This is a genomic window from Brevundimonas sp. FG128 (genome assembly GCF_057809775.1).
Window position 1 is genome coordinate 505,656 of the sequence record NZ_JBMDKP010000003.1, and the last position, 14,708, is coordinate 520,363.

The window sequence follows — 14,708 nt, forward strand, 5'->3', positions numbered from 1 at the left end:
GCTTCATCGGCCTGACCGGCCGCACCCCCACCCCGACGGGTCCTTTCCAGGGGGCCGGTCCCTATACGGTGGGGCTGAGCGCTTTCTGTGCGTGGTTCACACCGTTTCAGGATTTTGAACTCCGTGAACACGCCCCGCCTGATGACCCAGACGGAGTTTGCCAAGCACCGTGGTGTGGGGCGCTCTGCCGTCTCCAACTACAAAACCAAGGGCCTGCTCGTGTTCGGCGAGGGCGAGGACGGCTCGGTCCTGGTGGACGTGGCGCGGACTGAGGCCCGGCTGAACGCCAAGGTCGATCCGACGCGCGGTCGGCCGACGACATCGCAAGTCGGCGGCGGGCAGGACGCCCTGCCGCTGGAGCAGGCTGCGCCCGCGTCGGCTGTGTCTCACCAGATGCGGGATGTCGCCAACGTCCGCACCGATCTGGTTCGGCAACAGGTCATCGAAAAACAGATGGCCAACGCCCGGAGGGCTGGGGAGTTGGTGGCGGTCGCGGAATATGAAAAACGCGCCACCGAACTGGGCCGGGTGGTGCGGGAGCGCATGCAGTCGATGCTCCGCACGATGTCGGAGCGGTTCGCTGCCGAAAAGGACCCGCGTCAGATCGTTTCGGTCGGCGCGCTGGAGATCGACCGCATCTTCACCGAACTGGCGGACCAGGCGGAGGCGGGGACGCTGTCGGTGGATGACCAACTGGAGGCCGAACTGGCGGCTGAGGTGACGGCGCAGGACGATGCTGACGAAGAAGGCGGCGAGGTCGAACTGGCTGAGGCCGGCTGATGGCGTTCGATTACACGGCCTTCGGCGATACGGGCGAGGTCATGAAGGCGAACGCCGTTCGTCTCGACCGTGCGACGGCGCAAGGCCTGCGTCCGCCGGCGCGGCTGACCGTGTCGGAGTGGGCGGAGAAGTATCGCCGGTTCAGCGAGGATGCGCCGATCCCCGGCGCCTGGCGGCACGAAAACGCGCCTTACCTCGTCGAGATCATGGACGCGCTGTCCACCCACGATCCCTGCGAGGAAGTGGACATCATCAAATGCTCGCAGTCGGGCGGCACGGCGGCCATCGAGAACTGGCTCGGCTATGTCGCGGATCTCGCGCCCGGCCCGCTGCTGTTCGTCCAGTCCACACTGAAGGCGGCGCTGGAGTGGGCGACTGAGAAGTTCTGGCCGATGGTCGAGGCGTCGCCTCGGCTGGGGCATCGCCGCGACGGCGTGATCAAGCCCCAGGGCGGCGCTGACGGCGGCGGATCGACCAAATACCGGTTCAACTTCATGCGGTCGTCCAGCTACATCGCGCTGGCCGGCGGGAACTCTGGCCCGTCCCTTCGCCAACGCACGGTGCGGTATGCGGTCGAGGACGATCTCGATCAGTTTCCGGACGACGTCGATCGGCAAGGGTCGCCTGAGGCGATGGTGGACAGCCGTCTGAAGGTCTACCGCAATCGGGGCATGTCCAAGCGTGCGAAGATTTCGACGCCCACGATCAAGGGGTCGAGCAAGATCGCGGCGGCCCACGCGCTGTCTGATCGGCGCGAATTCTTCTTCGTCTGCCCTCACTGCGCATCGCGGTTCCGCATCGGCTGGGAACCGGAGGCTGACGGTGAGCGGGACATTCACTGGCCCGACGGCAAGCCAGAAGAAGCCTATCTGGTCCCGCGTTGCTGCGGGTCGCCTGTCGAGCATTGGCAGAAAAAGGCGGGGATGGTCCGCAGCGACGGCTGGCTCTCCATCGAGATCGACGGCGAGCCCACACCGACGCACATGGACGAGGCGACCTTCCAGGCCTTGCGGGCGCGGATGCCGCTGAGCCGCCGTCGCGGCTTCAACATCCACGGGATGCTGACTTACTTCCAGACCTGGGCCGATATGGCGGTCGAGTGGGAGGACGCCCAGGGCGATCAGAACAAGCTCAAGGGCTGGACGATGCTGACGCTGGGCGCGCCGTTCGAGTTGCGCGGCACGGCTCCGGATCATGAGCTGCTGAAGGAACTGAAGGAACAGGACTGGGGCTTCGATCGCGCGCCTGTCGGCGTCGTCGTGGTGACGCAGGCCTCCGACGTGCAGGGCGACGGCATCTACACCGAACGGGTCGGCTGGGGGGCTAACGCCGAAAGCTGGCAGCTGGGCGCGCGGTTCATACCCGGGGCCACGGATGTGGAGGGTGAGGGCGCTTGGCGTGATCTGGACGCCTATTCTCGTCGTCTGGTCGAGTATCCTGGCGGCAAGACCTACCCGATCGATCAAGAAATGGTCGATGCGGGTTACAACACCAAGGCGGTCGAGGCCTATTGCGCCATGCGGCCCAACCGGACCGCTGTGTTCGGCCGGGCGGGTTGGAGGCTGCCGGTCCTGGGGCGTGGCGAGAACCTTCGATACGAACAGCAGGGCAGCCGCACCGGCTATGCGTCCAAACGGTCCGAGGACAAGGCCTATCTGGTCGGCGTCGATGGGGTGAAGCTGACTTGGTATGGCTATCTACGCGCCACGTTGAAGGCGGCGCAGGCCTTGGCCAAGGGTGAGCAGCCCGATCAGACGCGCGGCTTGGTCCACTTCTCGAAAGACACGCCCGACGACTGGTTCGAAATGGTCACGGCTGAGGCGATCATCGTCGAGATCGTGAACAGCTGGCCCAAGAAGAAATGGGCGCCGCTGCCGGGGCGGCAGAACCACTATCTCGACTGCCGCGTCTACAACTTCGCCGCCGCCGAAAAGCTGATGCTGGATACGCTGACGGACCAAGACTGGGCCGCGTTGCGGGCCGAACGCTATGCGCCGCGCGATCCCAGTCAGGGCGACCTGCTTTCGATGATGACGGGCGTCGCTGCGCCGTCTGCCTCGCCGCCTTCACCTCAACCTGAACCGGCGGCTCCGCCGTCGTTCGTCGATGCCGGGGAGGATTATCTCTGATGCCAGCGCCTGATTACGCCGTCGAGATCGCCGCCCTGGAGGCCGCCGCTGCGTCAGGCGAACTGACGGTGGAGTCGGATGGCGATCGGGTCACCTACCGTTCCACGTCCGACCTGCTGAAGATGCTGGACTACTTCAGGACCAAGGCGTCCGTCGTGTCCGTGACGCCGCCGTCGCTGGCGACCTTCGCCGTGTTCTGCGGAGACTGACCGATGAACTTTGGCAGGATGATCGACAGCGCCGTCGCCCTGGTTGACCCCGAGGCCGGCGCGAAGCGCATGGCGGCCCGGATCTCGGTCGAGGCGATCCGGGGATACGACGTCGCCAAGTCGGGGCGCGGCACGAAAGGCTGGAACCGCCCGCGCACTAGTGCCGACGTGGAAAATCAGCGCGCAGTCTCGATTACGGCCGCTTCTGCTCGGGACCTCGTCCGCAACAACAAGTACGCCGCAACGGGCGTCCGGCAGATGGTGGCGTCGGCCTGGGGCGACGGTATTGCGCCGATGATGCTGCACCCCGACAAGGCCGTTCAGCGGGTCGCGCAGGACGACTGGGACCGCTGGGCGGAAAGCCCGATCAGCGGTCAGCAGGACTTCTACGGCCATGGCAAGCTGTCGGTGCGCGGCGCCTATGTGGACGGGAACAGCCTGACGGTCTGGCGTCCTGACGATAACGGACCGGATGGCCGGTTGCTGGGGCGGACCGGGGAGCATCTGGACACCGCCAAGACCGAGACGTCCGCGAACGGCGTTCGTATCATCCAGGGCGTCGAACTGGACGAAGATGACCGGCGTCTGGCCTATCACCTGTTCCGTGATCATCCGTCGAGCCTGCTCTATTCCACAGCCCTGACGTCGGAGCGGATCGACGCCCAGCACGTCGATCATATGTTCGAACCGCTCGAACACGGTCAGACGATCGGGATTTCACGCCTCGCCTCGGTTGCGCTGACCCTGCGCGACATCGCCGATGTCGAGGACGCCAAACGGCTTCAGGAAAAGGTGGCGGCCTGTGTCGCTCTGATCCTGAAGCGCAAGGAAGGTCAGGCTCGGTCTCCGCTTTCCGCCAAGTCGGCCGACGAGGTCGATCGTCGTGGTCCTGATCTTCAGACCGTGCGTCCGGGCATGATCCTGGACCTGGGCGAAGGGGGCGAGGCCACGGGGTTCACGCCCGCGCCGTCGTCGAACGGGGTCGAGTTCATTCGCCAGCAGTTGGGCGCCGTGTCCGCTGCGATGGTGCCCTATCACGTCATGACGGGAGACGTGTCCCAGGCCAACTACTCGGGGCTGCGCGCCTCATTCCTGGGGCAATGGGCGCTGCTGGACGATGACCAGCAGAACATGATCATTCCTCAGCTGTGCCTGCCGGCGGTTCGCCGTCGTCGCCGCCTGCTGGCGCTGCGGACTGGTGATCGTCGGTTCCTGGATGTGCGGCAGACCTGGGCGCTGCCGGTGCGGCGCCAGGCCGATCCGATCAAGGATCTGATGGCCGAGGTGATCGAGATCCGTTCCGGGCTGAAGCTGTTGGCCCGATCGCTGGCGGAGCGCGGCATCAACAGTGATGAGCACATGCTCCAGATCAACGCCATGAACGTCATGATCGACGAACTGGGGCTGGCGCTGGAAACCGATCCGCGCCGCTTGACCGACTCCGGCGTCCTGCAACAGGCGACCGGTTATCTGCTGCCTAAGGGACAGCAAGCCCAGGGCCTCGCGGCCTAGCACCAAGGAAACCTCATGAAGATGACCGCTGTAACGGCGGCGGCGCTTCTCGCCGTCCAGCCGATGATGACGCGTGACGCCGATGCGGGCGTCGAGACGCGTAACGCCCCGCCTGCGACGCGGCAGGTACGCGACGCCGCTTTCCGGCCTGCGACCTATGACGCCGCAGCGCGAACCGTCGAACTAGTCCTGTCGGTCGGTGCGCCGGTTTCGCGCTGCGGCTTCGTCGAAGAGTTGGAGATCACGGCGGCGGCCATCGATCTGGGTCGGGTGGGGCGGGGTGTCGTCCCGCTACTCAACACCCACTCGCGCTGGTCGATCGGCGACATCCTAGGGACCGTCGTCAGCGCGCGCGTTGAAAGCGTCGATGGCGTTCCGGCTTTGGTCGCGACGGCGAGGTTTGCCGACACGCCCGCCGGTCGAGAGGCCGAGGGCATGGTGCAGCGCGGCGAGTTGCGCGGCGTGTCCATCGGTTACGACGTCAAGGTTTGGACGGTCGTCCAGATCGAAGAAGAGACGGGCATCCACACCTGGCGCGCGACCGCCTGGGAGTTGCTGGAGGCCAGCCTCGTTCCCGTTCCCGCAGATCCGAGCGCCGGGGTGCGTTCTGCGGCCAATCCCAACCCCGCAACTCCAAGCCCTGGCGCTACCGCCAACTCCGAAGAGGATGAAGACATGAGACGTTCCCTGATTGGCGGTATGGCCGCCCTGGCGTTCGGTGCGGCTGCTGCCGTTCTGGACCCCAACGCCGCTGAGCGCGGCCTGCCGCCTGCGCCGGCTCCTGCTCCGGCCGATCCTGCGCAAGCTGCCGCCGCAACTGGTGAGCGTGCTGCGCCGATTGCACCGGCCGCGTCGGCTGCGTCCGCCGTTCGCGCCTTCTCCGGCGTCGAGGCGGTCGAGTTCGTGGACCTTGCCCGGTCGCTGGGCGTCGATGTCCGCGCGTCTGAACTGGTCGCGCAGAACGGGCGCGGCGAGATCGGGCCTGAGGCCGCCCGCGATGCTCTGTTGCGCGCCGCTGCCGAACGTCAGCGCACGGAAACCGCCTCGGTGGCGTCCGGCGCTGCCGCCCGAGCCGTCGACAACGAACAGGTTCGCACGCAAGGTCTGGTCGTCGAGGCGCTGGTGGCGCGCGCGACGAACGCCCAGCCCAGCGAGGGGGCGCGTCAGTTCATGCACATCCCCATGCTGGAACTCGCCGCCGAACGCGCCGGCCTTCCACGCACCGAGCGCGATCCACACACCATCCTGCGTGCGGCTCACACCACGTCGGATTTCCCGATCATCCTTGAGTCGGTCGGTCAACGCATCGTCCAGCGTCGGTATGAGGTTCGACCGGCCACCTATCAGGCGATCTCCCGTCGTCGCGACCTGCGCGATTTCCGCCCAACCAAGCTGCTGACTGTCGGTGATTTCCCGACCCTGCTTCCATACCAGGAAGACGGGGAGATCAAGTCGGGCACGATCAACGAGGGCAAGGAGTCCGTGGTTCTCGGTTCCTATGGACGGATCGTCCGCATCACGCGTCAGATGATCGTCAACGACGATCTGGGTGTGTTCGACGAAGTCTTCGGCACGATCGGCCGGACGGTTCGCAACTTCGAGAATGCCACGGCCTGGGCGGTAAAGAATCTGAACAGCGGCCTGGGTCCGAAGATGTCGGACGGCAAGACCTTCTTCCACGCGGATCACGGCAACCTCGCCGCCTCGGGCGCGGCTCCCACGATCGCGTCGCTGGGCGCTGCTCGCGCCAAGATGATGGTTCAGAAGGATATCGACGGCAACATCATGAACCTGATGCCCTCGACCTTCCTGGTGGGCGCGGATCTGCTGACGGTGGCGGAGCAGCTGACGTCGTCGATCCAGCCTGTCGTGCAGGGCGAGGTCAACCCGCTGGCTGGCCGCCTGACTCCCGTCGGTGAAGGGTCGATGGTCGGCAATGCGTGGGAACTCTATGCAGACCCGAACGAAGCCGCCGCCTGGAACTATGGCTATCTGGCCTCGTCGCCTGGTCCGCGTGTCATGACCGAAGAGCAGTTCAACACCGACGGCATGAGCATGCGCGTCACGCTGGACTACTACTTCGGCGGCGCTGACCCCCACGCTGCCTTCCGCAACCCCGGCGCCGCTTAAGCGCCCTCCGATCAGCGGGGCCGGTTCGTCCGGTCCCGCTGATTTCGTCGTTTCAGCAAAGGACGTTTCGACATGCGTAATCACTTCCAACCGGGCAACGCCCTGGACTTCGTCGCCCCCGCCGGCGGGGTGGTGTCTGGTAAGACCGCCAAGAAGGGCGGCCTGATCCACGTGCCGTCCACCACGGCCGCCGAGGGCGTCCCCTATTCGGGCGATATCGAGGGCGTCTTCATCGCGGACGCCGCGACCAGCCAGGCCTGGACGCAGGGCGACACCCTGTATTGGGACGACACCGGCAAGGTCTGGACCAAGACGGCGACCAACAACAGCAAGGGCGGCATGGCCGCCTATGACAAGCTGGCCGCTGAAGCTCTGGGCAAGGTCCTGCTGGTTCCGACCATCTGACCATGACGTCGTTCGCCGGGCGCGTGGCGCGCATGCAGGATGCGGTGTTCCAAACGCTCGGCGAGGACGCGGACTGGGTCGGGTTTCCCGATCCCGTCCGCGTTCGCTACCGCGAGTTCGATGCGGTCGAGGGGTTTGGCGGCAGTCAGGTCCTGGTGGCCGATCGGGTGGTCATGGTTCGTCGTTCCGAGGTCCCGTCTCCCGTCGATGGCAATCTCGTCGTTTTGGTCGCCAGCGGCCGTCGCTTTCGGGTGACGGGTGATCCGAAGATCGACCGCAAGGGCCGCTGGGTCTGTGTGGTGGCGGAAGAGTGATGCGCCACAGCGTAGGTGGTCGCGAGAGCTTGGACGGACTGGCGCGCGGCACGGAAGACGAGGTCGCAGGCTTCGTCACCGGCGCGATCCGCGAGGGCGCCAACGAACTGAAACAGGACTGGCGCGATCAGGTCATGGACGCCGGGCTTGGCGAGCGGCTGTCGCGCACGATCCGCAATGAAGTCTATCCCCGGGCGCAGAACAGTCTGGACGCCGCAGGCCTGATCTGGACGACGGCCCCCGACATCATCGACAGCTACGCGCGCGGCGCGACGATCCGCCCAGTGAATGGCGCGCGGTATCTCTGGATTCCCACGGACGACGTGCCGAAGAAACGGCAGGGCAATCGACTGTCTCCCCAAGAGGTCGAGGCGCGGTTCAATCGTCAGTTGGTCGTCATCAATCCCGGCCATCATCGCCTCAAATCAACGCCGTCGCGTGTCGGTCGAGGCGTCGGTTTCGCCGGCTTCACCGGCCTGGTCGTGCGGCGGGCTTCAAGCCGGTGGCGCAACGCCTCGGTCAATCAACGCACCAAGGGGCATCGGTCGTATCGCGAAAGCTCGCAGGCCTTCGTCGTCATGTTCACCCTCGTTCCGCTGGTTCGGGTCTCCAAACGGCTGGATCTGGACGCCCTGGCGACGGCGGCGGACGCCCGATACCCCGCTCTGCTGAGCAAGCACTGGAGATAGGATGTCCAGTCACCGCGAACAGGTCGTCGTCGCGTTGGTCGCGGCGCTCAGGGCTGCCCTTCCTGATGCTGAAGTCGAGCGTGACGCCCCCTGGCCAACGCGGTCAAGTCCGGGCGGTCTGATCATCGTCAGGGACGGCGATCCGGGGCAACCCGAACAGACCTTTTCGCCCTCCGCCTTCACCTATCAGCACCCCATCCCCGTCGAGTTCTTCAGTCCGGATGGCGCGGGGGATCGTCATGCCTTGCTGGACGCCATGCTGATCAAGGCCGGAGCGGCCATCGTCGCGGATCGCAGCCTGGGCGGGCTTTGCAACTGGCTGGAGGCCACGGCCCCCGCGCCTGAGGACATCGTCTCGTCAGGCTCCCAACCCTTGCGAGCGGCCGTCGTCAACATCGTCGCCGAATACACCACCTCGAACCCGCTCGCCTGAGGCTTCGGCCCAGCGGCATCTTTCATGGAGAACTGATATGGCTGGTGGTCGCGCTCGCGGCGCCAATGGGCGCTTTCTGCTGGGCATGGAGGCGTCCTATGGGGTGCTGGATTCCGTGCTGGCCTGGTTCCAGACACCATTCGTCAGCGCCAATCTGGGCGACGAACAGGGGCTGGTTGAAAGCGATGTGCTGGGCTTCGGCCGCATGCCGCAGGAGCCGGGTCGCGATGCGGTCAACAATGCCGGCGACGTCGTCGTGCCGCTGTGCGCCCGCAACATCGGGCTTTGGTATACGCTGCTGTTCGGCGCTCCGACCACGGTGGCGGGCGTGGCCGCCTCGGGCGATCTGACCTTCTCGGCCCAGCCGGCGAACAATGGGACCATCACGGTCGGCGGTCAGCTGTTCACCTTCACCACGGGCACGGTCGGGGCCAATCAGATCAAGATCGGCCCTACCCTCAAGGCAACGATTGCGAACGCCGTTCGCGCCCTGAACGCCAGCGCCGTTCCCGGTGTCGCGGCCGCCTCCTACTGGGGCGATGACGCTGTGCGGAAAATCTATGTGCTGCACGACGCCGTCGGCGTTGGCGGCAACAGCTTCGCCCTGGCCGCCAGTGCAACTGCAGTGACGGTGTCGGGCGCGACCCTGGCTGGCGGCGCGGCGACGGGCGGCTATCGTCACACCTGGAAGGTGGACGCGACGTCGCTGACCACGCCGTCCGCGACGGCGGAAGTCGGCATGCCCGAGGTGCCCAGCTACACCCAGAACTACGGGCTGAAGGCCAACACCTATGGCGTGCCGCTTCAACGCAGCGGGAATCTGAACGCCACGATCGGCGCGATCGCCCAAGGCGAGACGCCGGTCGCCGCCGCCACGATCAAGGCCGATCCGTCTGTGCTGGTCATGCGCAAGTTCTCGGCATTCTCGGGCACGGCGCGGCGCAATGGCATGCCCTTTGGCCCCTCGCTGGTCAGCGGTCAGTTCAACTATTCGAACGGCGCGGACCCGGTTCCGACGGTCGGTCGCGGCGACGGTCGGATCGGCGGCGTGGATGAGGGGATGGCGGGAGTCAGCGGGTCGGTCGGCATCCGTTACGACTCCACCGAAATGCAGACACAGGCGGAGAACGGCGAGGCCTGCGAACTGGCGTTCAGCTGGGCCATCCCCGGCACGACGTTCGCCCTGCGACATGTCGCGCACGCCGTCTATCTGCCGAAGGCCAAGCGTCCGATCACCGGTCCGGGCGCCGTCCAGGCGGACTACAACTGGCAAGGCGCGCAGGACTCGGTCACCGGGCGCTTGGTGACCTTCGTCCTGGACAACGACGTCGCCGAATACGTCGTGCCGGCCGCCGCCTGATGTTCCAAATCGCAGCGCCGGTCCCGCCAAAATGGATCGAACTCGCCCCCGGTCTCCGGGGGCTTTTTCGCCATGGTCCGTCCGAGGCCATGGTCTCGGCCCGCCGTCACGCACGGATGGTCATGGAGGCAGACGATCGGAGCGATCCCGAGTTCGCCTTCATCACCGGCTGCGTGATCTGGGGGCTGGTCGAGTGGGAAGGCGTTGGCCATTCCGCCCCTGTTCCGCCTGAAGAGGTCCAGCACGGCTCTCCCGAGGGACTTGCGGCGTGGATTGAAGCCAACCCCTCCCCGGAAGGTGTGGCCGATCTGACGGCCGACAATATCATCGCCCTGATGCGCCAGCGCCCGGACATCTACGACCATCTGGACCGCACCTATGTGCAGTCGATCGTGGACGCCGCCGCCGAAAAAAAAGGATCAGGGCGCTCGCAGACTGGCACTTCGACGGCGGCCCCGCCTTCTGCGACGCCTGCGGTGACTGCGCGGAGTGCCCCTACCGCGAAAACGACCCGCGCACCGAGGCGGGCCAAAGGGTCTGGGCGATCGCCGAAAGCTGCTCCGGCCAACTGAGGGTCGGCATGAACGGCGTGATCGGGCTGGATTACCCGGCCTGGATCGCCTTCGCCCAACTGACCCCGATGGACGCCGCCACGGCCGACCTGCTGTCCGCATGCCTGCCTGAGATCGAGGGCGCGGTCCTGAAGGGCATGCGCAAGGAGAGCGACGAATGACCACGCGCCAGATCGCCTATCGCCTGAAGGCAGAGGGCAAGACCGAACTGCGCCGCGACCAGCAGGAGGTCGCGCAGGGCTTCAAGGAAACCTACGCGGCGGCCGAACATGGCGCGGCGCAGGCGACGTCGGCGGCGGAACGCCTGGAGAAGCGCTATCGCGCCATGGCGCAGGCGGCGCAGGATTCAGCCCAGGCGCAGGCGTCGCAGGCGCGGTTCAACACCATGCTGGGCGTGCAGGAACCGACGCGAGGATCGGCGGCCGCTTCCGCCAGCGTCTTCATGCAGGACGACACGGACGTGCGCCGGGTCGAGGCTCTGCGTGCGGCGATCGACCCGCTGACGGCGGCGAACAACAAGCTGAACCATGAGCTGAAGGAATATCAGACCCTTGCGAACGCGGGGAAGATCACGACCGGCGAACTGGCGCAACTGCAGGGTCAGGCGCGGGTCCGTTTCGACGAAACGACGGCGGCCATCGCCCGCAACGAGAAGGGATTAACGCGCCTGGCGCTGGCGTCACGCCTGAACCTGACGCGTCAGGCGTCGGACGTGTTCGTCACGGCCGCCATGGGCATGAACCCCGCCATGATCGCGATCCAGCAGGGGCCGCAAATCCTCGACGCGCTGGCGACGAGCGGGTTCAAGGCGAGCGCTTCGATGATCGCCATTGGCGCCGGTCTATCAGTCGCGGCGGCAGGCGTGATCCTTTTGGGGGCTGCGTGGGTAAAGGGCGAGGCTGCGGCTGCGGCATACGAAGACGCTGCCAGCGGAATCGGCCGGACCGCAAACCTGACCGCGAGCCAGTTGCGCGATCTTACGGTCGCAGCAGCCGAACAGGGCGAAGTGTCTCGATCTGCAGCCCGAGAGCAGGCCGCCGCCTATCTGGCGACGGGTCAGATCGGCGGGGAGGTTCTTGGCGGACTGATCGCGATCGGCCGCGACTATGCGTCGGTCATGGGGATGGATGCTGAAGGGGCGACGAAGTCCCTGGCCAAAGCCATGGAAGACCCGAAGGCGGCGGCGCATGCGTTGACCGCGCAGATGGGCCTGCTGGACCAGGCGCAGCTGCGCGACATCGACAACATGATCGAGCAGGGCAATCTGCTGGGGGCCCAGCGTCTTCTGCTGGATGAGTTGACGGGCGCTGTTTCCGGGCACGCCAGTCGCGCGAGCGAGATCACCGACGTCTGGAACGACATCGGCCGATCGATCTCGGACGCTTTGGACAAGCTGGGTGAGTTTCTTCACACGTCGCAGGACGAGCGGATCGATAATCTTCGTCTGATGGCGGGAGCGGCCGCGACGCCGATGGCCCGTCGCCGTTTCGAAAGCGAGCTGTGGGTCGAGGAACGTCAGCGCGGTATCCGGGACATGCTGGATGCCGGCGTGGCGTCGGAGGCCGCTGCAAATCAGCAGGCCGAGCGGGATAGGATCGCTCGCGAAGGCCGCGAAAAGAAGGGGGCGGGCGCCGCGAGATCCGCCCGCGCCGCCGCCGCTCGTGAGGCTCGTGAAGCCGAGCGGGAGCGCAAGGAGGCGCTTCAGAAAAGCCGCCGCGAGGAGGACCGTGTCAGCACGATCGATCTGGAAGTCGCGCGCGCGAAACAGGATTATCCCGAAGTGCAACGGCTCGAAGATGCGAACGCCGTTCGCACTCGGGAGCGCCAGCTGATCGACGATGGCACGGCTGCCGAAACGGCCCGGTCCAAGGCGATGGAAGAGCAGCAGCGCCTGATCGAGGCTCGCGGCGAAATCCGGGAGCGGGAGACACGCCAGATCATCGACGGGGTCGAACTGGAGGCGAGCCGCATCGACGGACTGACGCGCTTCGTCACCCGAAAGGAACGTGAAGCCGAGATCGAGGCGCGCATCCTGTCTTATCGCAAACAGGAAAAGGATCTCGCTTCGGCAACGGCCCTGGCGATGTCGGATCAGGCTGTGATCGACGAGGCGCGGGCGACCGCTGCTGAACGAAACGCCGCCGTCCGTGAGCGGGAATGGAAGATGACCTTGGCGTCGGCCTCGGGCAATCGCGGTGCGCTTCGGGGCCTGGATCGTGACGATTGGATCGACCGTCAGGCACGCCAGATCGAAAGTGATGGGAAGCTGAACTATGGAGAAGGCCGCGACCAGGCCGTCGCGGAATATGGTCAGCTGATGCGGGCTGAGACGACCGGCGCGTTCCGTGACGGGATCAGGGGCATGATCGACGATCTGAGGTCGGGCGGCCTGCGTGACGCCCTGGCCAGTCAGTTCGACAACGCCGCCGACCGCCTGCTGAACAAGCTGATTGACGGATTTCTCGACATCGACTTCAGCGGCGGCTCCGGAAAGGGTGTCGGAAGCTGGATCTCGAAGGGCGTGAATTTCCTGTTCGGCAAGAACGCCGAAGGGACGGACTTCTGGACCGGCGGGCCGACGTGGGTCGGGGAGCGGGGGCCGGAGTTGATCGACCTTCCGCGTGGCGCGCGCGTGACCGAACATGCTCGGTCCATGGACCTGGCGCGCAAGGCGTCGGCCGCCGGCGGCGGTGTGACCGTTTCGGCGGTCTTCGCGCCCCAGCTGAGCGTGCAGGGGTCAGGTCCGGAGGTCGAGGCCTTGCGGCGGGAGTTGGTCACCATGCAAGCCGGGTTCCGCTCGAACGTGATCAGCGCCGTGCAGGACGGCATCGCGAGACGGGAGATCACCGGCTGATGGCGCTGACCTTTCCCCGGCTGATGCCGGAAGGCTTTGCGGCCGAGCAATATTTCGAAGTCGAGCGGACCGATTTCGGATCTCCCGAGACGGGCGGGCGCCTGGGCGGCGTTCAGGCCGGCTTCCCCGTTTGGGCGGGCCGGTGGGCCTTTGGGCAGTCGATATCGCGCGACCTGTCCGACCAGATGCGCGCCTTCGTCGCCACCCTGCGCGGGCAGCAGCGCACCTTCTACGCCTGGGACCATTCGCGGCCTCTGCCGAAGAAATATCCCAACGGCTTCGGCGGCATGACCCGCGCCGGCGGCGGAGCCTTCACAGGCGCGGCGACATCCTGGAGCGTGAACGGGACGCGGGACGTGGTGACGTTGAACGGGCTGCCGGCCGGATTTGCGCTGTCGATCGGCGACTACATCATGTTCCGCTGGGTGACGTCCGGGCAGCAGCGCCGGGGGTTGGCGCGCGCCGTGGAAGCGGTGAACGCGACCGGCGGCGGGGTGCTTGCGATCACCGTCGAGCCTGCATTGTCCACGGTGATTCCGGCTGGCGCGGTGGCCGACTTGCTGAACCCGGTCTGCATCATGAAGGCCGTCGCCGAAGAGACGAAGATCGGATCGATGCGCCGGACCCAGAAGGTCGATGGCGCCCTGGTCGGACGACAGGAGCTGTTGCCATGAAGATCTACAGCACCGCCGCGCTCGATGCGCTGGAGAGCGGATCGGCCATCGTGTCGGGCGCCGTGTTCATCGACCTGACGCCGGCCTTCCGGGTATGGGGCGGATACGGATCGCTGACGATCGACGGGCAGACCTTCGTCGGCATTGGCGACAAGGGCTTGGTCAGCACGTCGGGCGGCACGCTTGGGACGGCGGAACAGGGCTTGGAAATGTCGCTGTCGGGCGTCGATCCCGACGTGCTGTCGCTGATCGACTACCCCAGCGTTCGCGGCGCCGCCGTGGTGCTGTGGGAGCTTATCTTCGATGGTTCCGGCGCCAACCTGCTGGCGGCCAATGTGGACAAGCGCGGGCGGATCGACCGCATGCCGCGCGAGGATACGCCGGGCGGCATGTCTGTGCTGAAGGTGATGGTCGAGGGCGCGGTTCGCGGTTTGGGGCGCAGCGGCGCGCGGATGCGCACCGATGCCGATCAGCGGCTGTTCCTGGGCACGGACGGGGGCTTCAAGCGTGTCGCTTATGCCGGGCAGAAACAGCTGATGCTGGGCGGCAAGCCGCCACAGGCTGCCGGGTCTGCCATAGGCGGCGTCATCACGGCCATAGGCGGGTCTGGCGCAGGCCGCACCTACGAACGCATGCAGGGCCTCTGA

General features: G+C 66.3%; 15 protein-coding genes. All 15 read left to right on the forward strand.

Translation table 11 applies throughout. The features are described from left to right. The first annotated feature begins 123 nt into the window (after positions 1–123). The 15 genes from ACODSC_RS11035 (at position 124) to ACODSC_RS11105 (ending at position 14,708) form a co-directional block, all read left to right on the forward strand. Positions 124–780 carry a hypothetical protein gene (locus tag ACODSC_RS11035; RefSeq protein WP_488813952.1) on the forward strand — a complete coding sequence of 219 codons (657 nt, stop codon included), beginning with the start codon at positions 124–126 and terminating at the stop codon, positions 778–780. Next, a complete protein-coding gene (locus ACODSC_RS11040) occupies positions 780–2,909 on the forward strand; it encodes a terminase gpA endonuclease subunit (RefSeq protein WP_488813953.1) in 2,130 nt (709 codons plus the stop codon). The genes ACODSC_RS11035 and ACODSC_RS11040 overlap by 1 nt, the downstream gene beginning before the upstream one ends. Next, a complete protein-coding gene (locus ACODSC_RS11045; protein ID WP_488813954.1) occupies positions 2,909–3,118 on the forward strand; it encodes a phage head-tail joining protein in 210 nt (69 codons plus the stop codon). The genes ACODSC_RS11040 and ACODSC_RS11045 overlap by 1 nt, the downstream gene beginning before the upstream one ends. Before the next feature lie 3 nt (positions 3,119–3,121). After that, on the forward strand, positions 3,122–4,630 hold the full coding sequence (locus tag ACODSC_RS11050) for a phage portal protein (protein WP_488813955.1): 1,509 nt from the start codon (positions 3,122–3,124) through the stop codon (positions 4,628–4,630). A gap of 15 nt (positions 4,631–4,645) precedes the next feature. After that, on the forward strand, positions 4,646–6,760 hold the full coding sequence (locus tag ACODSC_RS11055; RefSeq protein ID WP_488813956.1) for a prohead protease/major capsid protein fusion protein: 2,115 nt from the start codon (positions 4,646–4,648) through the stop codon (positions 6,758–6,760). A 72-nt stretch (positions 6,761–6,832) separates the two neighbouring features. Then, positions 6,833–7,165: a DUF2190 family protein gene (locus tag ACODSC_RS11060; RefSeq protein ID WP_488813957.1), complete on the forward strand. Its 333-nt coding sequence runs from the start codon at positions 6,833–6,835 to the stop codon at positions 7,163–7,165. A 2-nt stretch (positions 7,166–7,167) separates the two neighbouring features. Then, on the forward strand, positions 7,168–7,479 hold the full coding sequence (locus tag ACODSC_RS11065; protein ID WP_488813958.1) for a head-tail joining protein: 312 nt from the start codon (positions 7,168–7,170) through the stop codon (positions 7,477–7,479). Next, positions 7,479–8,168: a DUF6441 family protein gene (locus tag ACODSC_RS11070; RefSeq protein ID WP_488813959.1), complete on the forward strand. Its 690-nt coding sequence runs from the start codon at positions 7,479–7,481 to the stop codon at positions 8,166–8,168. The genes ACODSC_RS11065 and ACODSC_RS11070 overlap by 1 nt, the downstream gene beginning before the upstream one ends. Position 8,169: 1 nt before the next feature. Then, a complete protein-coding gene (locus tag ACODSC_RS11075) occupies positions 8,170–8,601 on the forward strand; it encodes a hypothetical protein (RefSeq protein ID WP_488813960.1) in 432 nt (143 codons plus the stop codon). A 37-nt stretch (positions 8,602–8,638) separates the two neighbouring features. Then, entirely contained in the window at positions 8,639–9,961 is a 1,323-nt protein-coding gene (locus ACODSC_RS11080; protein ID WP_488813961.1) for a phage tail tube protein, read from the forward strand. Positions 9,962–10,083: 122 nt separating this feature from the next. Next, positions 10,084–10,533, forward strand: a complete 450-nt coding sequence (locus tag ACODSC_RS11085) for a hypothetical protein (protein ID WP_488813962.1) — start codon at positions 10,084–10,086, stop codon at positions 10,531–10,533. A gap of 8 nt (positions 10,534–10,541) precedes the next feature. Beyond that, complete coding sequence (locus tag ACODSC_RS11090; protein ID WP_488813963.1) at positions 10,542–10,694, forward strand: hypothetical protein; 153 nt, start codon at positions 10,542–10,544, stop codon at positions 10,692–10,694. Next, entirely contained in the window at positions 10,691–13,387 is a 2,697-nt protein-coding gene (locus tag ACODSC_RS11095; protein ID WP_488813965.1) for a phage tail length tape measure family protein, read from the forward strand. Before ACODSC_RS11090 ends, ACODSC_RS11095 begins: the two co-directional genes overlap by 4 nt. Next, on the forward strand, positions 13,387–14,061 hold the full coding sequence (locus tag ACODSC_RS11100; protein WP_488813966.1) for a hypothetical protein: 675 nt from the start codon (positions 13,387–13,389) through the stop codon (positions 14,059–14,061). The genes ACODSC_RS11095 and ACODSC_RS11100 overlap by 1 nt, the downstream gene beginning before the upstream one ends. Beyond that, entirely contained in the window at positions 14,058–14,708 is a 651-nt protein-coding gene (locus ACODSC_RS11105) for a hypothetical protein (protein ID WP_488813967.1), read from the forward strand. The genes ACODSC_RS11100 and ACODSC_RS11105 overlap by 4 nt, the downstream gene beginning before the upstream one ends.